This window comes from Nocardioides mangrovicus (assembly GCF_003674065.1).
Taxonomy (GTDB): Bacteria; Actinomycetota; Actinomycetes; order Propionibacteriales; family Nocardioidaceae; genus Marmoricola; species Marmoricola mangrovicus.
The window spans coordinates 626,768-650,674 of sequence record NZ_RDBE01000006.1 but is presented as its reverse complement, the minus strand read 5'-3'; the positions used below and the strand labels follow the sequence as shown (position 1 = coordinate 650,674).

The following is a 23,907-nucleotide window of genomic DNA, read 5'->3' as shown; positions in this document are numbered from 1 at the left end:
CTCAGTAACCGTGGCGAACCGCGGTGCGCAGGTCCTTATTGAGCTGGGAGATGACGTCGAGCGGGATCTCCTTGGGGCACGCAGCTGCGCACTCGCCGATGTTGGTGCAGCCGCCGAAGCCCTCGTGGTCGTGCTGGGCGACCATCTTGACCACACGGGTGTCGCGCTCGGCCTGACCCTGCGGCAGCTCACCGAGATGGGTGATCTTCGCGCCGAGGAACAGCGAGGCCGACCCGTTCGGGCACGAGGCCACACAGGCACCGCAGCCGATGCAGGTGGCGGTGTCGAAGGCGCGGTCAGCCTGGGCCTTCGGCACCGGCATCGCGTGGGCGTCGGGCGCCGCGCCGGTGTTCACCGAGACGTACCCGCCCTGCTGGATGATCCGGTCGAACGCACGACGGTCGACGCACAGGTCCTTGAGCACGGGGAACGCCGTCGAGCGCCACGGCTCGATGGTGATGGTCTCGCCGTCCTTGAAGGTGCGCATGTGCAGCTGGCAGGTCGTGGTGCGCAGCGGGCCGTGGGCGTCGCCGTTGATCATCAGCCCGCACATGCCGCAGATGCCCTCGCGACAGTCGGAGTCGAAGGCGATCGGCTCCTCGCCCTCGCTGTTGAGGCGCTCGTTGAGGACGTCGAGCATCTCCAGGAACGACATGTCCTCGGAGATGTCCTCGACCTGGTAGGTCGCCAGGGCGCCCTCGGAGACCGGATCGGGCTGGCGCCAGATCTTCAGGGTCAGGTTCACTTGTAGCTCCGCTGCTTCAGCTCGATGTTCTCGTAGACCAGGTCCTCCTTGTGGAGCACCGGCTTCTCGCCGACGTCCAGGCCCTTCCACTCCCAGGCCGCGACGTAGGCGTAGTGGTCGTCGTCGCGCAGCGCCTCGCCGTCCTCGGTCTGCGACTCGGCCCGGAAGTGACCGCCGCACGACTCACGGCGGTGCAGCGCGTCGATGCACATCAGCTCGCCGAGCTCGAGGAAGTCCGCGACGCGGCCGGCGCGCTCCAGGGACTGGTTGAGCGACTCGGCGGTGCCGAGCACGCGGACGTTGCGCCAGAAGTCGTCGCGCAGCCCGCGGATGAGGTCGATGGCCTTCTTCAGCCCGTCCTCGGTGCGCTCCATCCCGCAGTACTCCCACATGATGTTGCCCAGCTCGCGGTGGTAGGAGTCGACCGACCGCGTGCCGTTGACCGAGAGGAACCGGTCCACCCGGCTCTGCACCGACTGCTGCGCCTCGACGACCGCGGGGTGGTCCTCGTCGATCTTCTCGAACGGTCCGTCGGCCAGGTAGTCGCGGATCGTGTTGGAGAGCACGAAGTAGCCGTCGGCCAGCCCCTGCATCAGCGCCGACGCGCCGAGCCGGTTCGCGCCGTGGTCGGAGAAGTTGGCCTCGCCCGTCACGAACAGACCCGGGATCGTGGACTGCAGGTCGTAGTCGACCCACAGCCCACCCATCACGTAGTGCACGGCGGGGTAGATCCGCATCGGCACCTGGTAGGGGTCCTCGCCCGTGATCTGGGCGTACATGTCGAAGAGGTTGCCGTACTTCTCCTCGATGGCCTTGCGGCCCAGCCGTTCCATCGCGTCGGCGAAGTCCAGGTACACCCCGCGGCGTACGCCGTCGACCTCCGGGCCGACGCCGCGGCCCTCGTCGCAGACGTTCTTGGCCTGCCGGGAGGCGATGTCGCGGGGGACCAGGTTGCCGAACGCGGGGTAGATCCGCTCCAGGTAGTAGTCGCGGTCCTCCTCGGGGATCTCGCGGGGGTCCTTGTCGGCGTCCGCAGCGTCCTTCGGCACCCAGATGCGGCCGTCGTTGCGCAGCGACTCGCTCATCAGGGTCAGCTTCGACTGGTGGGTGCCGGTGACCGGGATGCAGGTGGGGTGGATCTGCGTGAAGCAGGGGTTGGCCATGTAGGCGCCCTTGCGGTGCGCGCGCCAGCTGGCGGTGACGTTGCTGCCCATCGCGTTGGTGGAGAGGAAGAAGACGTTGCCGTAGCCGCCGGAGGCCAGGACGACGACGTCGGCGAAGTAGGTCTCGATCTCGCCGCTCACCAGGTCGCGCACGATGATGCCGCGGGCCCGTCCGTCGACGACGATCAGCTCGAGCATCTCGTGGCGGCTGTAGGTCTTCACCGTGCCGGCGGCCACCTGCCGCTCCAGCGCCTGGTAGGCGCCGAGGAGCAGCTGCTGGCCGGTCTGGCCGCGCGCGTAGAACGTGCGGGAGACCTGCACGCCGCCGAAGGAGCGGTTGTCGAGCAGGCCGCCGTACTCGCGGGCGAACGGCACGCCCTGCGCGACGCACTGGTCGATGATGTTGCGGCTCACCTCGGCCAGCCGGTAGACGTTCGACTCACGGCTGCGGTAGTCGCCGCCCTTGATCGTGTCGTAGAAGAGCCGGAAGACCGAGTCGCCGTCGCCCTTGTAGTTCTTCGCCGCGTTGATGCCGCCCTGGGCGGCGATGGAGTGGGCGCGGCGCGGGGAGTCCTGGTAGCAGAAGGACTTCACGACGTAGCCGGCCTCGCCCAGCGTGGCCGCGGCTGAGGCGCCGGCCAGGCCCGTGCCGACCACGATGATGGAGAGCCGGCGCCGGTTGGCCGGGTTGGCGATGCGGGCCTCGAACTCGCGGGTCTCCCACTTCTTGTCCAGCGGGCCGGGCGGGGCCTTCTCGTCGGCGATGCCGTCACCGAGGTCGAAGTACTCGGCGGCGTCGTTGCGACCCCAGAAGTCGGAGTCGAGGATCTTGGGCTTGGTCATAGGACGGCTGCCTTACGAGGTTCAGTAGGAGATGACGCCGAAGACGGTGAAGATCGGCACCAGCGAGAAGCCGATGGTGATCACCAGCGCCAGGACGAGGCCGAACGCCTTGGCGCGTCGTCGCGCCCGGGCGTTGCTGGTCAGGCCGAGGGTCTGGCAGGCGCTCCACACGCCGTGGTGCAGGTGGGCGCCGAGCATCGCCATCGCGACCAGGTAGATGAGCGTGAGCCACCAGGTGTCGAAGGTGTCGACGAGCAGCCGGTAGGGGTTGTCCGTGGGGCCGCCGGTGACGTTGATCTTGCCGATCGTGAAGTTCAGCAGGTGCCAGATGATGAAGAGCAGCAGCGTGACGCCGCCCCAGCGCATCAGCAGGCTGGCCCAGGTGGCGCCGGTGTTCTTCTTGACCGCGTAGCGCACCCGGCGGGCGCGGCGGGCCCGCTTCCACAGCGTCGCCGCCGTCGCGACGTGCACGACCAGCGAGACGATCAGCACCGCGCGGACGATCCACAGCAGACCGCCGTAGGGGAGCATCGGCTCCCCGAAGGTGCGCAGGTGGTGGGCGTAGGTGTTGAACGCGTGCTCGCCGCCGAAGGCCTTGAGGTTGCCGTACATGTGCAGCAGCACGAAGAGGACGAAGATCAGGCCGCTGGCGGCCATGCCGATCTTCAGCGCGATGGTCGACCTGGTGGAGCGCACCTGCTCGACCAGCGGCTTGGCGAGCTCGGTCTGGGATGCCACGAAGGTCAACGTACCCGCGTGTCGCACCCTCGATGCACCCGGACGAGTACGGTGTGACGCGGGCCACGTTCTTGACGAGAGGACCCGGTATGGCGAGTGGCACGGCGCCGGGGGTGGGCGGGCCGACGCGGGCACGGCTCGACGCGCGGACGCTGCGCACCGACACCTGGTGGCTCTACCCGCTCACCACGTTCGTCGTCTTCGCCAGCTTCGTCGTCTACGCGACCTGGCGCGCCTTCGCCGGCGCCGACTACTACGCCGCGCCCTACCTCTCCCCGTTCTACTCACCCTGCCTGGGCGACTGTGTGAAGGGCAGCTCGGACTTCGGGCAGCCCTTCGGTGGCTGGCCGCTCTCGGCGGCGCTGATCGTCTTGGTCTTCCCGCTGGGCTTCCGGATGACCTGCTACTACTACCGCAAGGCCTACTACCGCTCGTTCTGGCTCAGCCCGCCCGCGTGCGCCGTCGCCGAGCCGCACCGGTCCTACTCCGGTGAGACCCGGCTGCCGCTGATCCTCAACAACGTGCACCGCTGGTTCTGGTACGCCGCGGTCGTGGTGGCGCTGATCCTCACCTACGACACCGTCATCAGCTTCCGCGAGGCCGGCGGCGGGCACGTCGGACTGGGCTCGCTGATCTTCGTGGCCAACATCGTGCTGATCTGGCTCTACACGCTTTCGTGCCACTCCTGCCGTCACGTCGTGGGCGGCCGGCTGCGGCACTTCAGCAAGCACCCCGCCCGCTACCGGGCGTGGACGTTCGTCTCGAAGCTCAACCACCACCACGCGCGGTACGCCTGGCTCTCGCTGTTCTCGGTGGCCATCGCCGACCTCTACGTGTTCCTGCTCGCCTCCGGCGCGATCACCGAGACGAGGTTCCTGTGACGTCCGAGCGGCACCCGATGACCGGCAACGAGATGTCCGGCGACGCCGCCGGCGGCCTGGAGAGCCACGACTACGACGTCGTCGTCATCGGAGCCGGCGGCTCGGGGCTGCGCGCGGCCATCGCCGCCCACGAGGCGGGCGCCCGGGTGGCCGTGGTCTGCAAGTCGCTGCTGGGCAAGGCCCACACCGTCATGGCCGAGGGCGGCATCGCCGCGGCCATGGGCAACCGGTGGAAGGAGGACAACTGGGAGGTCCACTTCCGCGACACGATGCGCGGCGGGAAGATGCTCAACCACTGGCGCATGGCGCAGCTGCACGCCCAGGAGGCCCCCGACCGGGTGCTGGAGCTGGAGACCTGGGGCGCGCTGTTCGACCGCACCGAGGACGGGCTGATCTCCCAGCGCGACTTCGGCGGCCACAAGTACGCCCGGCTGGCCCACGTCGGCGACCGCACCGGGCTGGAGATGATCCGCACCCTGCAGCAGCGCACCGTGGCGCTGGGCATCGACGTGTTCATGGAGTGCACGGTCACCGACCTGCTCAAGGACACCGGGGCCGCCGAGGACCGGGTCGCCGGGGCCTTCGCCTACTGGCGCGAGTCGGGCCGCTTCGTGGTGTTCCGGGCGCCCTCGATCGTGCTGGCCACCGGCGGCATCGGCAAGTCGTTCAAGGTCACCTCGAACTCCTGGGAGTACACCGGCGACGGGCACGCGCTGGCGCTGCGCGCGGGCGCGTCGCTGCTGAACATGGAGTTCGTGCAGTTCCACCCCACCGGCATGGTGTGGCCGCCCTCGGTCAAGGGGCTGCTGGTGACCGAGTCGGTGCGCGGCGACGGCGGCATCTTGAAGAACGCCGACGGCAAGCGGTTCATGTTCGACTACATCCCGGAGTTCTTCAAGGCCGAGACCGCCGACTCGGTGGAGGAGGCCGACCGCTGGTACGACGACAAGATCAACAACCGGCGCCCGCCCGAGCTGCTGCCGCGCGACGAGGTGGCCCGCGCCATCAACTCCGAGATCAAGGCCGGCCGGGGATCACCGCACGGCGGCATCTTCCTCGACATCGCCTCGCGACGCTCGCCGGAGTTCATCAAGCGACGGCTGCCCTCGATGTACCACCAGTTCAAGGAGCTGGCCGACGTCGACATCACCGCCGAGCCGATGGAGATCGGCCCCACCTGCCACTACGTGATGGGCGGGGTGGAGGTCGACCCCGACACCGAGCAGTCCGGCGTCACCGGGCTCTACGCGGTGGGGGAGTGCTCCGGCGGCATGCACGGCTCCAACCGGCTGGGCGGCAACTCGCTCTCGGACCTGCTGGTCTTCGGTCGCCGAGCCGGTGAGGCCGCGGCGGCGTACGCCGAGGGCACGGCGCGCTCGCGGCCCACGGTGGCCGAGGCCGACGTCGCCGTCGCGCAGGAGCGGGCGCTCGCGCCCTTCTCGGGCGGCGAGAAGGCCTCGGAGAACCCTTACACCATCCAGTCCGAGCTGCAGCAGACGATGAACGACCTCGTCGGCATCATCCGCACCGCGGCCGAGCTCGAGGAGTCGCTGGTGGAGATCGAGGCCTACCAGGAGCGCGCCCGCCACCTGATCGTGGAGGGGCACCGGCAGTACAACCCCGGCTGGCACCTGGCGCTCGACCTGGCCAACATGCTGCTGGTCTCCGAGTGCATCGCGAAGGCGGCGCTGGCGCGGCAGGAGTCGCGCGGTGGACACACCCGCGACGACTTCCCCGGCCCCGACCCCACCTGGGGCGCCAAGAACCTGGTGCTCAGCCTCGACGCCACCGGCACCGGCGTGAACCTCAAGGAACAGCCGCTCCCGGTCATGCCCGACGAGCTCAAGGAGTACTTCGCATGAGCTACGACCTGAAGATGCGGGTGTGGCGCGGCGACGCCGACGGCGGCGACCTCGGCGACTACACCGTGCCCGTCGAGACCGGCGAGGTGGTGCTCGACGCCATCCACCGGCTGCAGGCCACGCAGGTCGGCGACCTGGCGGTGCGGTGGAACTGCAAGGCGGGCAAGTGCGGCTCGTGCTCGGCGGAGGTGAACGGCCGGCCGCGGTTGATGTGCATGACGCGGCTCTCGGACTTCGACGAGACCGAGACGATCACGGTGACGCCGATGCGGACGTTCCCGGTGATCCGCGACCTGGTCACCGACGTCTCCTACAACTACGAGAAGGCCAAGCAGCTCCCGGCCTTCGAGCCCGGCCCGCCCGACGCCGACGGCAAGCGACGGATGGCACAGGTCGACATCGAGCGCGGCCAGGAGTTCCGCAAGTGCATCGAGTGCTTCTTGTGCCAGGACACCTGCCACGTCATCCGCGACCACGAGGACAACAAGGAGAAGTTCGCCGGTCCCCGGTTCTTCCTGCGCTACGCCGAGCTCGACATGCACCCGCTCGACACCCACGACCGGCGGGTGCTGGTGCAGGGCATGGCCGGCATCGGGCTGTGCAACATCACCAAGTGCTGCACCGAGGTGTGCCCGGAGGGCATCCACATCACCGACAACGCGATCATCCCGATGAAGGAGCGCGTGGTGGACCGCAAGTACGACCCGCTGGTGTGGCTGGGCAACAAGATCGGGATCCGCAACAAGGACAACGACGGGCGCACCGAGGTGTGAGCAGAGGTCTCGCGCGAACTCTCCGTCCGCTGTGCGACGCCGATCGGCAGCGCTGGTTCGAGGTGCGCACCGACCCGGCCCAGATCGCCTTCGGCGCACCGGCGTTCGTGAGGCCACCGGCCTCGCCCGACGACCTCCTCGAGCAGGTCGTCGCCTCCCAGGCGGCGTACGCCGAGCTGGCGCCGGGCACGCTCGCGATCGTCGACGAGAACGACCGGCTGCTCGGCGACATCGCCTGGCGTCACGACGTGCCGCCGCCGCTGCGAATCGCCGACATCGGCTACTCGGTGCACCCCGACTCCCGGCACCGCGGCGTGGCCACGGCCGCGATCGGCCTGATGGTGGCCTGGCTGACCACCGACCCGCCCGGCCCCGCCCAGGCACGGGTGCAGCTGGACCACAGCGTCGAGAACCTCGCCTCCTGCCGGACGGCGCTGGCCGCCGGCCTGGAGCGCGAGGGAGTGCGGCGCGGGTTCCTGCCGTTGCGCGACGAGCACGCCGTCGGCGGCGTTCGACGTCACGACGTGTGCCTGCACGGGGTCGCGGTCCGAACCTGACCAAACGGGCGCTGTGCTACCGAAACTCGTGTCGGCGACCGGTTCTGGAGCCGAATTCGGGGGGGTTTTGCCGGGTGCCCGGCAAAACCCCCGCCAAGAAAAATCGCCCCGGACGTATCACCGCCACCACCCCGTACTCCTCTCCAGTGTCACCCACAGCAGGTGACGGTCGACCGGTCAGGGAGGGCGCAGCGGTGGCGGAGACGAGGGTCAGGACGGCAGCGCTGCAGACGGGGCGGAAGCAGCAGGTCGTCCGTGCGCTCGGCGAGCTCGCCGATGCGGTGACCCAGGTGGTGGGACGGCCATCGCGGGGGATCGTCCCGCCGCCTGGGGTGGGTCCGGTGACGGGGGAGGCCGCACTCCTGCTGCGCGCCACCGGGGGATGGGCCGCCGACCCGGGCGTCGGGGGCGCCCGGGCTCGGCTGGTCGAGGTCGCGGGGGCGGCGCTCGGTGCCGACGTCGTGCCGTCGCTGGGGGACGGCACGACGTCGCGCACCGTGGCGCTGGGCTGGCTGCACGAGGCCGTCGCCGGGCCCATGCACGTCGCGGGCGGCCTCGAGCTCGCGCAGGCCTGGGTCCACGCGGTGTGGACCGGTGACCACTCCGGTCTCGACGACCAGGAGGTGCTCGCCCGCAGCCCCCTGGGACGCCCGGTTGACGCCCTCGCCACGACCACCGAGGACCTCTACGCCCTGACGAGGGCGGCGCTGATGGCCACGGACGTCGGGCACCGCGCGACCTCCCACACGATCCGCGTCGCACAGGCCGAGGCGGCGCTCGCGCTGGCCCTCGACGCCGACGACCTCGCGCTGGTCGCCGAGGTGCTGTGGCTCTGGCCGTTGCTGGACCTGCCGTGGAGTGCGCCCGCCGACTTCGCGCTCGGCCTCGTCGACGCCCAGGCCCCGCCAGCCACGGGAGGCCCGGCCCACGCGGCGGCCTTTTCCACCGGCGTGCTCAACGCGCTCCTGGCCACCGCGAGGCTGCGCCGGGCGGTCCGTCGCGACGGCGAGCGGGTGCTGGCGCTACCGGCACCGGTTCACGGCCCCCGCTGGGCGACGGCGTACCGGGCCCTGCCGCTGCGCCAGCGCAGCGCGCTGGCCCCGCTGGTGCTCACGATCGTGGTCCGTCGCGCCCACCAGGCGCACGACGTCGCCGCCATGCGCACCGCGGTCAAGGTGGCGCTGCGCCACGGGCTGCTGGACGCCCCCGCGGCCTCCCACACGGCCGCGGTCGTGCGTCGTGGCGACGGTCGGGCAGTGGTGCATGCTCTGGTTGGTTGATCCCGGCGCCGTCCGCGGTGTGGACTTGCCCCGGTCCACCGGGAGGGCAGGCATGGAGCGAGGTCTCCGAGAGCTGGTGCTGGCGGCGCGCGCCGGCGACGAGAGCGCGTGGGACGCACTGGTCGAGCGCTTCTTGCCGCTGGTCTGCGGCACCATCGCCCGCGTCGGCCTCCGCGGTGCCGAGGCCGACGACGTCAACCAGACCGTGTGGTTGCGGCTGGTCGAGCACCTCGACGGCGTGCGTGAGCCGGCGGCCCTGCCCGGCTGGCTCGCCACCACCGCACGGCGCGAGTCGGTCCGGGTGCGGCACAGCGACCGGCGGGCCGTCCCGGTCGACCTGTCCAGCGGTCCCGAGGTCGTCGCCGACGGTCCCGACGTCGACGCCGAGCTGCTGCGCGCCGAGCGGGGCCGGGCGCTGCGCGAGGCGCTGGACCAGCTGCCCGAGGACCGGCGCCGGCTGCTCCTGCTGCTGATCGAGGACCCACCCCGCGCGTACGCCGAGGTCAGTGCGCTGCTCGGCATCCCGATCGGCACCATCGGGCCGACTCGCGCCCGTGCCCTGGAGCAGCTGCGCAACGCGGCAGCGCTCGTCGCGCTCGCCGAGACGACCGAGGAGACCCGATGAGTGACGACGACGCCCTGATCGCCGAGCTGCGCGAGGCCGTGGCCGACGGGGCGCTCGTCACCGACCGCGCCCGCGAGGCCGCCCGTGCCGCCTTCACCTGGCGCACGATCGACGAGGAGCTGATGGACCTGGTGCACGACTCGGCCGCCACCGGCGAGCTGCGGGTGCGCGGCGCAGAGACGGTACGAGCCTTCGGCTTCCAGGCCCGCGACCTCGGCCTGGAGGTCGAGCTCGACGACGGCGTGCTCACCGGGCAGGTCATCCCCACCGGCCGGTGCCGGCTCACGGCCGTCGGCCGCGACGCCGAGCCGTTCGTGATCGAGGTCGACGACTCCGGGTTCTTCTCGCTTCCGTTCACGCTCACCGGCGCGGTGCGGTTCGTCGTCGAGGTCGGCGAGGACCGGCTCAGTACCAGCTGGGTCAGCTTCTAGGCGGCTACAGGATCGCGCCGACGCCCACGATCGCGTTGTTGCGCGCCTCCACCAGCAGCTCGTCGGCCGCGGCCCGGGCGCTGAGCCCGGTGCGACTCATGCGCGCGGCGATCTTGCCCGCGACGACCGGCGTCGAGAACGACGTACCGCTCCACCGGCACAGCCCGTCGAAATGGCGCACCTCGCCGACGTGCGGCGGTTCGGTGCACGTGTAGGTGCCGTGGGGGAAGGCGTTCACGACGTCGACGCCGAGGGCGTAGACATCCACCCAGCTGCCGTAGTTGGAGAACTCCGCCTTGTTGCCGTGCCGGTCGATCGCGCCGACCGAGACCGACCACGGGAACGCGGCGGGCCAGAACGGCTCGCGGGTGTCGTCGTTGCCGGCGGCGGCGACCAGCACCGTGCCCTTGAGCTTGCTCAGGAAGTTCTCGTAGAACACCTCGAACGCCAGCGACGGGCGGTTGCCGCGGGTGACGGTGCCGCCGGAGAAGCTGATGACGTCGGGGCCCTTGGCCAGTGCCTCGACCAGCTGCTTGATCATCTCGGACTCGAAGATCGCGCCGCCGTGGGTCAGGTAGCCCTCGACGTAGATGTCGCTGGCCGGCGCCTCGCAGCGCACCACGCCGGCGATGAACGTGCCGTGCCCGGCGTAGGGATGGATGGCGTTCGGGTCGATCGTCTCCTCATCGCCCCTGACGCCCGCGAGCCACGGCGACCTCGGGTCGGTGGCCGACGGCGTGTGCCAGCCGGTGTCGACGACCGAGACCAGCACGCCCTTGCCGTCCAGCTCGCGGTGGTTCGGCTCGGGCCAGGCGTCGGCGGCCTTCGTCTCCTCGGGCTCGGTGGCGGGGCAGCAGCCTCCCGGTACGACCCAGAGCACGTGATCGGGTGTGGCCGCTCCCACGCCGAGCGCGACATCGAGCCGGTCGAGCGCTGCTGCCACATCGAGATCGTCCGGGAGTGAGAGCCGGGTGACGCCGTTGACCAGGCTGTCGGACACCTCGGCGCCCTCGATCACCTCGCGGACCCGTGCCACGTCGGCGTCGCGCACCAAGATGTGCGCGGTGCGGTAGAGGTACTCGAAGTCCGCGTCGTCCTCGCTGTCGCCACGATGTGCCTCGACCTCGTCGCCGAAGGCGCGGCGAATGATCCCCACCTGAGTGCGTGCGCGCTCGCGCTCGGCCGTCTGGCCCCGCTTCCCACGCCCTTCACGTGCTGCCATCCGTACGTCCCCTTCACGAAGTGATCGGCCCCCGCGCGACGTCGGTAGCGTATCGATGTGTCGACCCAGCCGGATGCGCTCTTGGCGCTGGCGTTGTCGCGCCCCGTGGACGCGCTGCGACGAGCACGACGGCTGACCGCCTCCTCGACCGATCCGGCCGTGCGCTCGTATGCGTACCAAGCGGCCGGCATCGTCCTGCGTGACGCCGGGCGGTGGTCCGAGGCCGTGCCGGAGCTGCGTGCGGCACTCAGTTCGGCGAGTGCGGCGAACCAGCCCGACCGGGTCGCCGACGTCCGGGCCACCCTGGGCGCCACCCTCGTCGTGGGCGGTCGTACCCGGGCGGGCCTGCGGGAGCTGGATTCCGCGGTGGACATGGCGAACGGGATCGTGCTCGCGCGCATCGTCATGCGTCGGGCGTACGTACTGTCCGCGCTGGGGCGCCATGCCGAGGCGTTGAAGGACCTGAGCCGCGCGCTGGCCGGCTGCCGCGCCCACCACGACGTGCTGTGGGAGGCGCGGACCCTCACCAACCGTGCGTTGGTGCATGTGGCGCGAGGGTCACTGGGACGTGCGGACGCCGACCTGACGGACGCGGAGTCGTTGTTCCGTCGGGTCGGGCAGGACCTCGAGGCGGTGATGCTGGTGCACAACCGGGGGCTCGTGGCCTACAACCGCGGCGACATCCCCGGCACGCTGACTCTCTACGACCGGGCGGCACGCGGATACAGCGAGCTCTCCCACGTCGAACCCGAGCTGGCCTACCACCGCTGCCAGGCCCTGCTCGCGGCCGGTCTGGCCGCCGAGGCCGGACAGGTCGTCGACGAGGCGCTGCAGGCCGCTGCGCTGCCGACGAGGCAGGCGGAGCTCCACTTCATCTCGGCCTCCGTGGCGCTCGTCGATGGTGACCCCGGGTTGGCGTTGCGGCGCGCTCGCGTCGCGAGCAGGCTGTTCAGGCAGCAGCGGCGCTCCTGGTGGCAGGCTCGCGCGGATCTGGTCGTGCTGCAGGCACGACAGATCCGCGGTGACGGCGGCGATCGGCTCATCGGCCAGGCCGCCGAGCTGGCCGATCGCCTGGTCGACCTGAAGGCGGACGACGCCCCGCTGGCACTCCTGCTGGCCGGCCGGCTCGCCACGAAGCGACACCCCGACGAAGCCCACCGGCTCCTCACGGCGGCGGCGCGCTACCGGCGTCGGCCGGCGCCGCTGGTGCGCGCGACCGGCTGGCTCGGGCAGGCGCTCGACCGCGAGCTGGCGGGCGACTCGCGTGGGATCCTCTCGGCCTGCGGGCGCGGGCTCGACGCGCTCGACGAGCACCGCCAGACGCTCGGCAGCTCGGAGCTGCGGGCGCTCGCCACCCGGCACGGCACCGACCTGGCCGATCTGGCGCTGCGGGAGGCCGTCCGTCGCGGTGGTGCGCGCCGGCTGCTGACCTGGACCGAGCGCTGGCGGGCCACCGCGCTGGCCGAACCGCCGGTGCGCCCGTCCGGCCGCGACGCCTCGCGTCTGGCCGCGCTGCGCAGCCAGGCGCGTCGGCTCGAGGAGGCCCAGGGGGAGGGCGACCCGCAGGCGGTGGCCCGGGCCCGGCAGGCCTGGGAGCAGGCGGTGCGTCACCAGCGGCACCTGCTGGCCGGGACGCGGCGGCAGTCGGTGCGCTTCGACGTCGACGCCTTCGTCGACGCGGTGGGAGAGAGGACCTTCGTCGAGCTGGTCGAGGTCGACGGCGTCCTGCACGCCCTGACCGTTTGCGGCGGCCGAGTGCGGCACAGCGTCGGAGGTCCGGTGGAGGCCGCGGCGCAGGCGGTGGCCCAGGCGCGGTTCGCACTTCGCCAAGCAGCGCGGGGTAGGCCGGCGACGATCGCCGCCGCGGCCGAGCGGCTGCAGCAGACGCTGCTGGCCGGCGTCCGGCTGGGCGACGGGCCGGTGGTGGTCGCACCGCCCAGCAGGCTGCACGCCGTGCCGTGGACGCTGCTGCCGGGGCTGGCCGACCGCCCGGTGTCCGTGGTGCCAAGCGCGACGATGTGGCTGCGCGCCCGTGCCGCCCGCCGGCCCTCGGGTGAGCGGACGGTGCTGGTGGCGGGTCCCGGCCTGGGCACGGGCGGCGCGGAGGTGGACGTCCTGGCTCCCGGCGCCACCACGGTGCTGCGCGACGGCACCGCCACGGTCGAGGCGACCCTCGCGGCCCTGGACGGCTCGCGACTCGCGCACGTGGCCGCGCACGGCGACTTCCGCCCCGACAGCCCGATGTTCTCCTCGCTCCGCCTCGACGACGGCCCGCTCACCGTGCACGACCTCGAGCTCCTGCGCCGCCCGCCGCACCGGCTGGTGCTCTCGGCCTGCGACTCCGGCGTCATGGCCCCGGTGGGCGCCGACGAGCTGCTCGGCCTCACCGCCGCCCTGCTCTCGCTCGGCACGGCCGGTGTGGTGGCCAGCGTCGCCGAGGTGAACGACGAGGCCACCGTGCAGCTGATGCTCGACCTGCACGCCGCCCTGGCCGCGGGCTCGGGCCTGGCCGAGGCGATGCACCACGCGCGGCGGGCCGGTGCCGGCGACGCGGTGAGTCAGGCGACAGCCGCGGCCTTCGTCGCGCTGGGCGTCTAGCCGGACGAAACGGACGACGGGCGCGCGAAACCGGTGGTTTCGCGGGCGATCAGTCCGCTATGTCGCCCGGTTTCGCCGGCCGGCCGGTGAAACCGGGCGCCACCGGCACCGCCACCCCGACCCCCTCGCGCCACAACATCAGCACCGCCCGGTCGTCGTCGCCGGCGGCGACCTTGCGGATGATGCGGCGGGGGGCGCCGTCGAAGCCGCGGCTGATGGCGTCGCGGGCGGTGGTCTGGAGCCAGGCGATGCCGTCGTCGAGGTCGGCGTCGCGGGACTCGACCACGCCGTCGGTGTAGAAGAGCAGCGCCTCGCCGGGGCGCAAGGTGCCGGTGGTCGACTCCAGGAGCGGCTCCGCGACGATGCCGAGCGCGGTGCCGCGCGTGGCGTCGAGGTTCCACACCTCGTCCGGGTCGGACCACACCAGCACCGGTGGGTGGCCGGCGCTGATGATCTCGTAGGCGCCGGTCTCCAGGTCCACGGCAACGTGCACGGCGGTCGCGAAGGCCTCGTCGGAGTCCTGTCGCAGCAAGAAGTCGTTGGCCGCGCGCATCAGCTGCTGCGGCGGCAGCGCGCCGAGCAGGCCGTCGAGCGCTCCGGCGAACTGCAGCGCGGTGGTGGCGGCGCCCACGCCCTTGCCGCACACGTCGACCAGGATCATCTCCAGCCGGGTCCTGCTGTCCGAGCGCCGTGCCACCAGGAAGTCGCCGCCGTAGCCGACGCCGTGCGCGGCGATCATGGCCGACTGCGACTGCCAGCCGGTCGGCAGCGTCGGCACCGCGCCCTGGCGCTGCAGCCGGTCGCGCAGGTCGGCCAGCATGCCCTCGCTGATGGCCGACGGGAGTCCGCTGCGCTGTCGGCTGGACTGGAACAGGATCACCGCCATGCACATCGCCATCACCACCAGCGCGCTCACCCGCGCCGCGATGATCGGCGGGTGCGAGAGGGCGGCGGTCAGGCCGGCCACGGCCGTCACGGCGACCAGCGCCAGCAGCGGCCGGAACCGCAGCAGCACCATGCCCAGCAGCAGCCACACGAAGTAGGCGGTCAGCGGCATCAGGTCGTAGCTCGTCATCGAGACGATGAACGAGCCCACCACCCCGCCCAGCAGCAGGCACAGCGTGTAGGCCTGGCTGTCGCGGCTGCCGCTGCGCCAGCTGCCGACGGGGTCGGCGACGAAGTGCCTCAGGCTGGTCCGCACGCCCGCCAGGGTACGTCCCGCGACCTATCCCGAGTGGCGGATCGCGGCGGGTCGCAGGGCGTTCCAGTGGGTCTCGGCGAGCTCGGTCACGGCCACCTGCCACGAGCGGTCCGCGACGCTGTCTCGCGCCCGCGAGGCCAGTCGTGCCACGAGGTCCCGGTCCTCGCGCAGCCGGCGCACCGACTCCCGCAGACCGTGCCGCTCGCGAGGGTCGGTGAGCAGTCCGTTGGCCTCGTGGGCGACGACGTCGCCCACCCCGCCCGCGGTCATCCCCACCACCGGCACGCCGGCGGCCAGGGCACGTCGGACGGCGTGGCAGTCCAGCTCCTTCTTGCGCGGCTGCACCAGGACGTCGCAGGAGGCCACGACGTGGGCCAGCTCGACGCCGGACATGTCGCCGAGCACCTTGGCCTGCGGCAGCGCCGAGCGGTACCGGTCGGCCGCGGCGCCCGAGCGCGCCACCACCAGCCGGACGCCGGGCAGGGAGGCGACGTCGGCCAGTCGGCGCAGCACGTGGGGCGAGGCGACGTCGCCGACGTGACAGACCACCAGGTCGCCGCCTCGGGAGAAGCGCTGCGCCAGCTCGGGCACGCGCATCGTCGGGGTGAACACGTCGGCGTCGACGCCGGGGGCCCACAGCGACGCCGCCACACCGGCGCCGGTGAGCGCGTCGCGAGCAGCCCGGCAGGTGGCCAGCGTGAGGTCGGCACCGGAGTCGGCGATGGTGCTCCACCACTCGCCCCAGCGGTCGCTGCCGATGCTGTGCTGGCTGGCGACCACGGGCACGCCGACGGCCCGCGCCGCGCGCATCGTGGCGGCACCGAGCAGCCGCGGGTCGGCGACGTGGACCACGTCGGGCTCGAAGGCCCGCAGCTCGCGGGCGATCGCGGTGCTGTCGGCGGCCCGCGGCCGGGCCACCCGGACCCCGCGGTAGCTGGCGGGGCCGAGCGGGGTGCCGGGGGCGACGACGAGCAGCTCGTGGCCGCAGCGCCACCCGGCGTCCACGACGTGCTTGACGCTCGTGGCCACCGCGCGTTGGGAGGGAGGGAACGCCCCGGTCACGACGGCTGCTCGCACGAAGCCCACCGTGTCCGACGGGTCCGACCAGCAGGTGAACGCGGGTTGGATAGTTCACAGCGTGTGGCCGATGCCACGGCACCACCCTAGGGTCGCTGGCATGTCCCTCGCGCTGGACGACGACGCTGCGTCCCACGGCGTCGAGGCCTGGGAGGCCGCCGCGGCCGGGGTGCTCCGCAAGGCGCACCGGCTGGCCGACGACGCTCCCGACCACGACGTCTGGTCGACGCTGGCCCGCACCACCCTCGATGGCATCGACGTCACCCCGCTCGGCACCTCCGCCCTGGTGGCGGACCTGCCGCAGCCCGTGCGGCCGACCCGAGCCGGTGCCTGGGACATCCGTGCCCGAGCCGGCGACGGCCAGCAGGCGCAGGCCGAGCTGACCGGCGGCGCCACCTCGCTGTGGCTCCAGGGTCCGCCCGAGACCGTCCTCGCCGACGTGCTGCTCGACATCGCCCCGGTGGTGCTCGCCGACCCTTCCGCAGCGACCGAGCTCCTGGCCATGGGCGAGCTCCACCCGCACACCAACCTCGGCCACCCGGCCGAGGAGGCCGATGAGGCGCAGGCCGACCGTGCCCGCGGCGCGGGCGTGCTGGGCTTCGTCGCCGATGCCAGTGCCGCGCACCGCGACGGCGCCTCCGATGCGCAGGAGCTGGCCTGGGGCTGCTGGCTCGGGGCCGCCTACCTGCGACGGGTCGGCGACCCGGCGCTGCTGGAGTTCCGCTACGCCGCCACCGACGACCAGTTCGCCACCATCGCCAAGCTGCGCGCCGCCCGCGTGCTGTGGGCTCGGATGCTCGAGCTGTCCTCGATCGCCGATGTCGCGCAACGCCAGCACGCGGTCACCAGCACGATGATGACCAGCCGCTACGACCGCCACGTCAACCTGCTGCGCACCACCGTCGCCGGCTTCGCCGCGGGTGTCGGCGGCGCCGACTCCGTCACCGTGCTGCCCTTCGAGAACTCGACGCTGGGCCGGCGGATGGCGCGCAACGTCTCGCACCTGCTGATCGAGGAGTCGCACCTGGCCGTGGTGGCCGACGCCGCCGGCGGCTCGTTCCTGGTCGAGCGCCTCACCCACGACCTGGCCGAGGCGGCATGGGCCGAGCTCGCGCGGATCGAGCAGGACGGCACCGACGCTTTCGACGCCCGCGTCGCCGCGACCGCCGCCGAGCGGGCCGGACGCGTGGCGCGCCGCAGCCAGCCGATCACCGGGCTCAGCGAGTTCCCGTCGGCCGACGAGGGCGCGCTGTCCGGCGAGCCGGCCGGCTACGGCGCCGCCTTTGAGGCGTTGCGCGACCGGCCCGTCGAGCAGCCCGTCTTCTTGGCCACCATGGGTCCGCTCGCCAGCCACACCGCGCGCGCCGGGTTCGCGACGAACCTGCTCGCCGCGGGTGGGCTCACCGTGGTGTCGGCCGGGCCGACCGACGGTGTCGAGGACGTCCTCGCCGCCTACGACGGCCAAGCGGTCGTCATGCTCGCCGGAGCGGACCCGACCTACGCCGCCTGGGGCGCCGAGCTCGTCGGCGCTCTGCGCGAGGCCGGCGCGCAGTGGGTCGTGGTGGCCGGCAAGCCCGGCCTCCCGAACGGACAGAGTCTCGGCGTCGACGACGCCGCCCGCGTCGGCACCGATGCGGTCGCGTTCCTCACCACCGTGCGGGAGAAGCTGTCGTGAGCGTTCCGGAGCGGTTCGGTGAGCAGCCCCTTGGTTTCGAGACGGGTCCGGGGGGCCCTCCTCAACCGGCAGGGTCGGGTCCGGGGGGCACTTCTCGACCGGCGGGGCAGGCCGGCGACGGCTGGGAGAGCCCTGAGGGCATCACCGTCGAGCCCCGCTACGACGCGAGCGACCTCGCGGGTCTCGACGCGCTCGACACCTATCCCGGGCTCTCGCCGTTCCTGCGCGGGCCGTACCCGACGATGTACACCACCCAGCCGTGGACCATCCGGCAGTACGCCGGCTTCTCCACCGCCGAGGAGTCCAACGCCTTCTACCGCCGCAACCTCGCGGCCGGCCAGAAGGGGCTCTCGGTCGCCTTCGACCTGGCCACCCACCGTGGCTACGACTCCGACCACGAGCGCGTGAAGGGCGACGTCGGCATGGCCGGCGTCGCGATCGACTCGATCTACGACGCCCGGCAGCTCTTCGACGGCATCCCGCTGGAGGAGATGTCGGTCTCGATGACGATGAACGGCGCCGTGCTGCCGGTGCTCGCGCTCTACGTCGTCGCCGCGGAGGAGCAGGGGGTGAAGCCGGCCCAGCTCACGGGGACCATCCAGAACGACATCCTCAAGGAGTTCATGGTCCGCAACACCTACATCTACCCGCCGCAGCCCAGCATGCGGATCATCTCCGACATCTTCCGCTACACCGCCGAGGAGATGCCGCGCTTCAACTCGATCTCCATCTCCGGCTACCACATCCAGGAGGCCGGGGCCACGGCCGACCTGGAGCTGGCCTACACGCTGGCCGACGGCGTCGAGTACGTCCGCGCGGGCATCGCGGCGGGGCTCGACGTCGACCGGTTCGCACCACGGCTCTCCTTCTTCTGGGCCATCGGGATGAACTTCTTCATGGAGGTGGCCAAGATGCGCGCGGCCCGCGCCATCTGGGCCCGCCTGATGCGCCAGTTCGACCCGCAGAACCCCAAGTCGCTCTCGCTGCGCACGCACTGCCAGACCAGCGGTTGGTCGCTGACCGCGCAGGACGCCTTCAACAACGTCGCCCGCACCTGCATCGAGGCGATGGCCGCCACCCAGGGCCACACCCAGTCGCTGCACACCAACGCCCTCGACGAGGCCATCGCGCTGCCCACCGACTTCTCCGCGCGCATCGCCCGTAACACCCAGCTGCTGCTGGCCCAGGAGTCCGGCACCACCGGCACCATCGATCCCTGGGCGGGCTCCTACTACGTCGAGCGCCTGACCCACGACCTCGCCGAGCGCGCCTGGGAGCACATCACCGAGGCCGAGCGGGCCGGCGGCATGGCCAAGGCCATCGAGGCCGGCATCCCCAAGATGCGCATCGAGGAGGCCGCCGCCCGTACCCAGGCCCGGTTGGACTCGGGGCAGCAGAAGCTCATCGGTGTCAACACCTTCAGGGTCGACGAGGAGGATCCGATCGAGGTCCGCGCGATCGACAACGCCGACGTGCTGCGCCAGCAGCTGGCCAAGCTGGAGCGACTGCGCGAGGAGCGCGACGCCGGCGAGGTGGAGCGCACCCTCGACGCGCTGACGAAGGCCGCGGACGCCGGCGACGGCGCAGCGTCATCTGGAAACCTGCTCGCCCTCTCCATCGACGCCGCCCGCGCGATGGCCACCGTCGGCGAGATCAGCGAGGCCATGGAGAAGGTCTGGGGCCGCCACCGCGCGCAGATCCGTACGATCTCGGGGGTGTACAAGGACGCCTCGGGTGGCAGCGAGTCCGTCGCCGCAGCGCTCGCCGCCACCGAGCGGTTCGAGGAGGACGAGGGCCGCCGCCCTCGCATCCTGGTGGCCAAGATGGGCCAGGACGGTCACGACCGCGGGCAGAAGGTGGTCGTCACCGCCTTCGCCGACCTCGGCTTCGACGTCGACGTCGGCCCGCTGTTCTCCACGCCGGAGGAGGTCGCCCAGCAGGCCGTCGACGCCGACGTGCACGTCGTGGGCGTCAACTCCCTGGCCGCCGGTCACCTCACGCTCGTGCCTGCCCTCAAGCAGGCGCTGGCCGACCTCGGCCGCGACGACATCATGGTCGTCGTCGGCGGCGTGATCCCGCCCGACGACGTCGCCAAGCTCCAGGAGATGGGCGCCACCGCGGTCTTCGGCCCGGGCACCGTCATCGCCGACGCGGCGCTGGACCTGCTCGCCGAGCTGTCGAAGCAGCTGGGCCACTAGTGCCCCTCGTGGACGTCGACGCCCTCGTCGACGGCGTCCGGGCGGGGGAGCGGGCCAGCGTCTCGCGGGCGATCACGCTGGTCGAGAGCGGCCGCGCGGACCATCGCGAAGCCGCGCGCGAGCTGGTCGGCCAGCTGGCGCCCGGCAACGACAGCCCGTGCGTCCGGGTCGGCATCTCCGGTGTGCCGGGCGTCGGCAAGTCCACCTTCATCGAAGCGCTCGGCACGCTGCTCACCGGCCGCGAGCAGCGGGTCGGCGTGCTCGCCGTCGACCCCTCCTCGGTGCGCACCGGCGGCTCGGTGCTCGGCGACAAGACCCGGATGGGCGCGCTCGCCGCCGACCCGCTGGCCTACATCCGGCCCTCGCCCTCGGCGGGCACGCTCGGCGGCGTGGCCCGCGCGACCACCCAGGCGATGATCGTGCTCGAGGCCGCCGGCTACGACGTGGTGCTGGTGGAGACCGTCGGCGTCGGGCAGTCGGAGGTGACGGTGGCCGGCATGGTCGACACCTTCTGCTTCCTTACCCTGGCCCGCACCGGCGACCAGCTGCAGGGCATCAAGAAGGGGATCCTCGAGATCGCCGACGTCATCGCCGTGAACAAGGCCGACGCCCAGGGTGGGGACGACCGGGCCGGCGAGGCCCGCGAGGCGGCGCGCGACCTGTCCAGCGCGCTGCGGCTGGTCGCGCGCAGCGAGGACTGGACCCCGCCGGTGCTCACCTGCTCGGCCCTGGAGGGCACCGGCATCGACGAGGTGTGGGCGAAGGTGCTCGCCCACCGCGAGTCGCTGGGCGCCCAGGGCCTGGCCGGCAAGCGCGCCGAGCAGCAGCTGGAGTTCACCTGGGCCCTGGTGCGCGACGAGCTGCAGCAGCGGCTGCGACGTTCTGCGGGCGTCCGCGGCGTGCGCGACGAGGTTCGCGCGCAGGTGCTCTCCGGCGAGCTGCCCGCGCCGCTCGCGGCCGACCGGATCCTGCGCGCCTACGACGAGGGCTGAGCGTCACGCCCCACACTGGCCCGGTGAGTTGGGTGCCGTCCTGGATCCGACGCCGGGTGGGCCCCGGCGTCTGGGTTCCCGTGGTCGGCGTCGTGCTCGTCCTCGCGCTGGTCGGCGTCGTCCGCCGCTCCGACGCCAGCGAGCCGGCAGGGCCGCCGCTGCCGCAGTGGCTGTTCACCGTGGCCGTCGGCGCCGCGCAGGACCGGGTGGCCGACGGCAACGCGGTCACCCTGGTCTCGGCCCGTCGGCACCGCGACCGCACCATCTGCGCGCTGCTGGGACCCTCCCGCCGGGTGCACGACTGGCTGGGCACCCTGCACGGCGTCTCGACCGACGCCCAGCAGGGCGAGGTCACCGTCGCGCTCGACGACGGCGTCATGCTCCACACCGCCGACCGGGCGAAGCTGCGTCCCGGCTCCACGCCCTTCGAGAAGGTGGCCGACCTCCACGACGGCGACCAGGTGCGCTTCTCCGGCTCCTTCGTCCGGCCCGGCGACGGCACCTGCATCAACTCCACCAACCTGTTCGCCAAGACCGGCGTCACCTCCCCGGACTTCGTGTTCCGGTTCAACGCGATCCGAGCCGCCCAGTAACCTTCGGTCAGTGGAACCGGACGTGGTGATCTCCGAGGCGCTCGACCGCCTCGACCCCGAGCTGGTCGACATCCGTCGCGACCTGCACGCCCACCCCGAGCTGTCCTGGCACGAGGAGCGCACCACCGAGCTGGTGGCCAAACGGCTGGCCGACGCCGGCGTCCGCAGCCGCCCGCTGGCCGCCACCACCGGGCTGGTCGCGGAGGTCGGCCCCGAGGACGGGCCGACGGTCGTGCTGCGCGCGGACCTCGACGCCCTGCCCGTGCCCGACCGCACCGGGCTGCCCTGGGCCTCCACCGTCGCCGACGTCGCCCACGCCTGCGGTCACGACGTCCACACGACCGCCCTGCTCGGCGCCGGGCTGGCGCTGGCCTCGCTCGGCGACCGGCTCGAGCACCGCGTGCGGCTGGTCTTCCAGCCCGCCGAGGAGGTCATGCCCGGCGGCGCCCGCTCGGCGGTGGCCGACGGCGTGCTCGACGACGTCGTCGCGATCTTCTGCGTGCACTGCGACCCCGGTGTCGACGTCGGGTCGATCGGGCTGCGCGAGGGGCCGATCACCGGGGCGGCGGACTCGCTGAGCGTCCGGCTCGGGGGACACGGCGGCCACACCTCGCGCCCGCACCTGACCCAGGACCTCACCTTCGCCCTGGGCAAGCTGGTCACCGAGCTGCCGGCCGCGCTCTCACGACGGTTCGACCCGCGCGCCGGCGCCAGCGTGGTGTGGGGCGTGGTGCAGGCCGGTGCGGCGATGAACGTGATCCCGTCGGTCGGCCGCGCCGCCGGCACGGTGCGCATGCTCGACGCGGTGGCCTGGGCCGAGGCCGAGGAGCTGATCCGCGAGCTGGTGGCCCAGCTGCTGCTCCCGTACGGGGTCACCGCGGAGGTCGACTACGTCCGCGGGGTGCCGCCGGTGGTCAACGCGCCCGCCGAGACCGCGCTGCTGAATCGGGTGGCCGCCGACCTGCTCGGGGCCGACCAGGTGAAGTCCACCCGGCAGAGCCTCGGCGGCGAGGACTTCGCCTGGTACCTCGAGCAGGTGCCGGGCGCCATGGCCCGTCTGGGGACGCGGACCCCGGGCGGTGCGACGTACGACCTGCACCAGGGCAACCTGGCGGTCGACGAGCGGGCGACGGGGGTCGCCGCCCGGCTGCTCGCACGCACGGCGCTCGCCGTCTCGAGCGGGTCGGTCCAGACCAGCTGAGGTCTGGTCGATCACTGACAGGTAACAACTGCCCGCTCCGGCAGTTGTTGTGATGCTCGGCGACATCTGCTCGGTCTAGAGTGCGGGCCACTCCCGACGCTCACCGAGGCGTCGGCAACTGCTGAGGAGAGAGCAGAATCGTGCGTCTGTCTACCAAGATCATGGCGGGCCTCGGGGTCCTCACGCTGGCCGCCACCGCGGCCGGCTGCGGCAAGCCCGCGTCCAGCGGCGACAGCGGTGGGAGCGGCAGCAGCAGCTCCAAGAGCATCAGCGCGTGCATGGTCCTCGACACCGGCGGTGTCGACGACCACTCGTTCAACCAGGCCTCCTGGGCCGGCCTGCAGGCGGCCTCCAAGGCGAACTCGAGCATCAAGTCCTCCTACGTGTCGTCGAACTCCCAGAACGACTACACCCCGAACCTGACCACCGAGACCAACAAGGGTTGCGACACCGTCATCGCCGTCGGCGGTCTGATGAGCGACGCGGTCAAGAAGGTGGCCAAGGCCAACCCGAAGCAGCACTACGCCGAGATCGACTCCTCGTCCTCGGGCTCCAACGTCTACGGCCTGCAGTACAACACCGCGCAGGGCGGCTTCCTCGGTGGCTACCTCGCCGCCGGCATGAGCAAGACGGGCACGGTGGCCACCTACGGCGGTCTCAACATCCCGCCGGTGACCATCTACATGGACGGCTTCTGGGAGGGCGTGCAGTACTACAACAAGCAGAAGAACAAGTCGGTCAAGGTCCTCGGCTGGGACGAGACCAAGCCCAAGGCCGGCACGTTCGCCCAGTCCTTCACCGACCAGAACAAGGGCAAGGCCATCACCCAGGCCTTCGAGCAGCAGGGCGCCGACGTCGTCTTCCCGGTGGCCGGTGGCACCGGTCTGGGCTCGGGTGCCGCGGCCGAGGCCTCGGGCGGCAAGCTGATGCTGATCTGGGTCGACACCGACGGCTGCGAGAGCGCGTCGCAGTACTGCAAGTACTTCCTCTCCAGCGTCACCAAGGGCCTGACCAAGTCCACCCAGGAGTACGCCGAGGCGGCCGCCAAGGGCTCCTTCCCCAGCGGCAACTACGTCGGCACGCTCAAGAACGGCGGCACCGGCCTGGCGCCGTACCACGACTGGGAGTCGAAGATCCCGAGCGACCTGCAAAGCGAGATCAAGCAGGTGGCCTCCGGCATCGAGGACGGCAGCATCACGATCACCTCGCAGAGCCAGCCCACCAGCTGACGAAGCCCGCGGGCCGGGAGGCA

The 23,907-nt window shown here is 72.1% G+C and carries 20 protein-coding genes; 14 read left to right on the top strand and 6 right to left on the bottom strand.

Annotated elements, in window-relative coordinates; all coding sequences use genetic code 11:
* Position 1: 1 nt before the first annotated feature.
* From D9V37_RS09090 to D9V37_RS09080, 3 genes are read right to left on the bottom strand one after another with little or no spacing between them, the layout of a single operon-like run.
* Entirely contained in the window at positions 2-745 is a 744-nt protein-coding gene (locus tag D9V37_RS09090; RefSeq protein ID WP_121805776.1) for a succinate dehydrogenase/fumarate reductase iron-sulfur subunit, read from the bottom strand.
* Positions 742-2,751, bottom strand: a complete 2,010-nt coding sequence (locus tag D9V37_RS09085) for a fumarate reductase/succinate dehydrogenase flavoprotein subunit (protein ID WP_121805775.1) — start codon at positions 2,749-2,751, stop codon at positions 742-744. The genes D9V37_RS09090 and D9V37_RS09085 overlap by 4 nt, the downstream gene beginning before the upstream one ends.
* A gap of 21 nt (positions 2,752-2,772) precedes the next feature.
* Positions 2,773-3,489 (bottom strand): succinate dehydrogenase cytochrome b subunit, encoded by a 717-nt coding sequence (locus D9V37_RS09080; RefSeq protein ID WP_232524827.1) that lies wholly within the window; start codon positions 3,487-3,489, stop codon positions 2,773-2,775.
* 89 nt (positions 3,490-3,578) lie between these two features.
* Between D9V37_RS09080 and D9V37_RS09075 the strand changes: the two genes are divergently transcribed.
* The 7 genes from D9V37_RS09075 to D9V37_RS09045 all read left to right on the top strand — a co-directional run bounded on the left by D9V37_RS09075 (position 3,579) and on the right by D9V37_RS09045 (position 9,898).
* Positions 3,579-4,370, top strand: a complete 792-nt coding sequence (locus D9V37_RS09075; protein ID WP_121805774.1) for a hypothetical protein — start codon at positions 3,579-3,581, stop codon at positions 4,368-4,370.
* A 17-nt stretch (positions 4,371-4,387) separates the two neighbouring features.
* Entirely contained in the window at positions 4,388-6,232 is a 1,845-nt protein-coding gene (locus D9V37_RS09070; protein ID WP_232524826.1) for a fumarate reductase/succinate dehydrogenase flavoprotein subunit, read from the top strand.
* The gene (locus tag D9V37_RS09065) at positions 6,229-7,005 is read left to right on the top strand and encodes a succinate dehydrogenase/fumarate reductase iron-sulfur subunit (protein WP_121805773.1); all 777 of its coding nucleotides are present in this window, start codon (positions 6,229-6,231) and stop codon (positions 7,003-7,005) included. The genes D9V37_RS09070 and D9V37_RS09065 overlap by 4 nt, the downstream gene beginning before the upstream one ends.
* On the top strand, positions 6,945-7,562 hold the full coding sequence (locus D9V37_RS09060; RefSeq protein WP_121805772.1) for a GNAT family N-acetyltransferase: 618 nt from the start codon (positions 6,945-6,947) through the stop codon (positions 7,560-7,562). The genes D9V37_RS09065 and D9V37_RS09060 overlap by 61 nt, the downstream gene beginning before the upstream one ends.
* A gap of 194 nt (positions 7,563-7,756) precedes the next feature.
* Positions 7,757-8,842 carry a DUF6895 family protein gene (locus D9V37_RS09055; RefSeq protein WP_147455905.1) on the top strand — a complete coding sequence of 362 codons (1,086 nt, stop codon included), beginning with the start codon at positions 7,757-7,759 and terminating at the stop codon, positions 8,840-8,842.
* 52 nt (positions 8,843-8,894) lie between these two features.
* Positions 8,895-9,467 (top strand): RNA polymerase sigma factor, encoded by a 573-nt coding sequence (locus D9V37_RS09050; RefSeq protein WP_121805770.1) that lies wholly within the window; start codon positions 8,895-8,897, stop codon positions 9,465-9,467.
* The gene (locus D9V37_RS09045; RefSeq protein WP_121805769.1) at positions 9,464-9,898 is read left to right on the top strand and encodes a hypothetical protein; all 435 of its coding nucleotides are present in this window, start codon (positions 9,464-9,466) and stop codon (positions 9,896-9,898) included. The genes D9V37_RS09050 and D9V37_RS09045 overlap by 4 nt, the downstream gene beginning before the upstream one ends.
* Positions 9,899-9,902: 4 nt before the next feature.
* Here the strand turns inward: D9V37_RS09045 and D9V37_RS09040 are convergent, their stop codons facing one another.
* Positions 9,903-11,120, bottom strand: a complete 1,218-nt coding sequence (locus tag D9V37_RS09040) for a S8 family peptidase (protein WP_147455904.1) — start codon at positions 11,118-11,120, stop codon at positions 9,903-9,905.
* A 57-nt stretch (positions 11,121-11,177) separates the two neighbouring features.
* Here D9V37_RS09040 and D9V37_RS09035 point away from each other — a divergent pair, with 57 nt between their 5' ends.
* Positions 11,178-13,718, top strand: a complete 2,541-nt coding sequence (locus D9V37_RS09035) for a CHAT domain-containing protein (RefSeq protein ID WP_121805767.1) — start codon at positions 11,178-11,180, stop codon at positions 13,716-13,718.
* Between the two features lie 49 nt (positions 13,719-13,767).
* On the opposite strand, the gene D9V37_RS09030 is transcribed toward D9V37_RS09035, so the two are convergent.
* Both D9V37_RS09030 and D9V37_RS09025 read right to left on the bottom strand, forming a co-directional pair.
* Complete coding sequence (locus tag D9V37_RS09030; protein ID WP_121805766.1) at positions 13,768-14,919, bottom strand: PP2C family protein-serine/threonine phosphatase; 1,152 nt, start codon at positions 14,917-14,919, stop codon at positions 13,768-13,770.
* Positions 14,920-14,943: 24 nt separating this feature from the next.
* Positions 14,944-15,996 (bottom strand): glycosyltransferase, encoded by a 1,053-nt coding sequence (locus tag D9V37_RS09025; protein ID WP_147455903.1) that lies wholly within the window; start codon positions 15,994-15,996, stop codon positions 14,944-14,946.
* 100 nt (positions 15,997-16,096) lie between these two features.
* On the opposite strand from D9V37_RS09025, the gene D9V37_RS09020 reads away from it, so the two are divergent.
* The 6 genes from D9V37_RS09020 (at position 16,097) to D9V37_RS08995 (ending at position 23,884) form a co-directional block, all read left to right on the top strand.
* Positions 16,097-17,671 (top strand): methylmalonyl-CoA mutase family protein, encoded by a 1,575-nt coding sequence (locus D9V37_RS09020; protein WP_121805764.1) that lies wholly within the window; start codon positions 16,097-16,099, stop codon positions 17,669-17,671.
* Positions 17,668-19,869 (top strand): methylmalonyl-CoA mutase, encoded by a 2,202-nt coding sequence (gene scpA, locus D9V37_RS09015; RefSeq protein WP_121805763.1) that lies wholly within the window; start codon positions 17,668-17,670, stop codon positions 19,867-19,869. The genes D9V37_RS09020 and scpA overlap by 4 nt, the downstream gene beginning before the upstream one ends.
* The gene (gene meaB, locus D9V37_RS09010) at positions 19,869-20,861 is read left to right on the top strand and encodes a methylmalonyl Co-A mutase-associated GTPase MeaB (RefSeq protein WP_121805762.1); all 993 of its coding nucleotides are present in this window, start codon (positions 19,869-19,871) and stop codon (positions 20,859-20,861) included. The genes scpA and meaB overlap by 1 nt, the downstream gene beginning before the upstream one ends.
* 23 nt (positions 20,862-20,884) lie before the next feature.
* Complete coding sequence (locus D9V37_RS09005; protein WP_147455902.1) at positions 20,885-21,454, top strand: hypothetical protein; 570 nt, start codon at positions 20,885-20,887, stop codon at positions 21,452-21,454.
* A gap of 10 nt (positions 21,455-21,464) precedes the next feature.
* Complete coding sequence (locus tag D9V37_RS09000) at positions 21,465-22,655, top strand: amidohydrolase (protein WP_121805760.1); 1,191 nt, start codon at positions 21,465-21,467, stop codon at positions 22,653-22,655.
* A gap of 140 nt (positions 22,656-22,795) precedes the next feature.
* Positions 22,796-23,884 (top strand): BMP family lipoprotein, encoded by a 1,089-nt coding sequence (locus tag D9V37_RS08995; RefSeq protein WP_121805759.1) that lies wholly within the window; start codon positions 22,796-22,798, stop codon positions 23,882-23,884.
* The last annotated feature ends 23 nt before the right edge of the window (positions 23,885-23,907 follow it).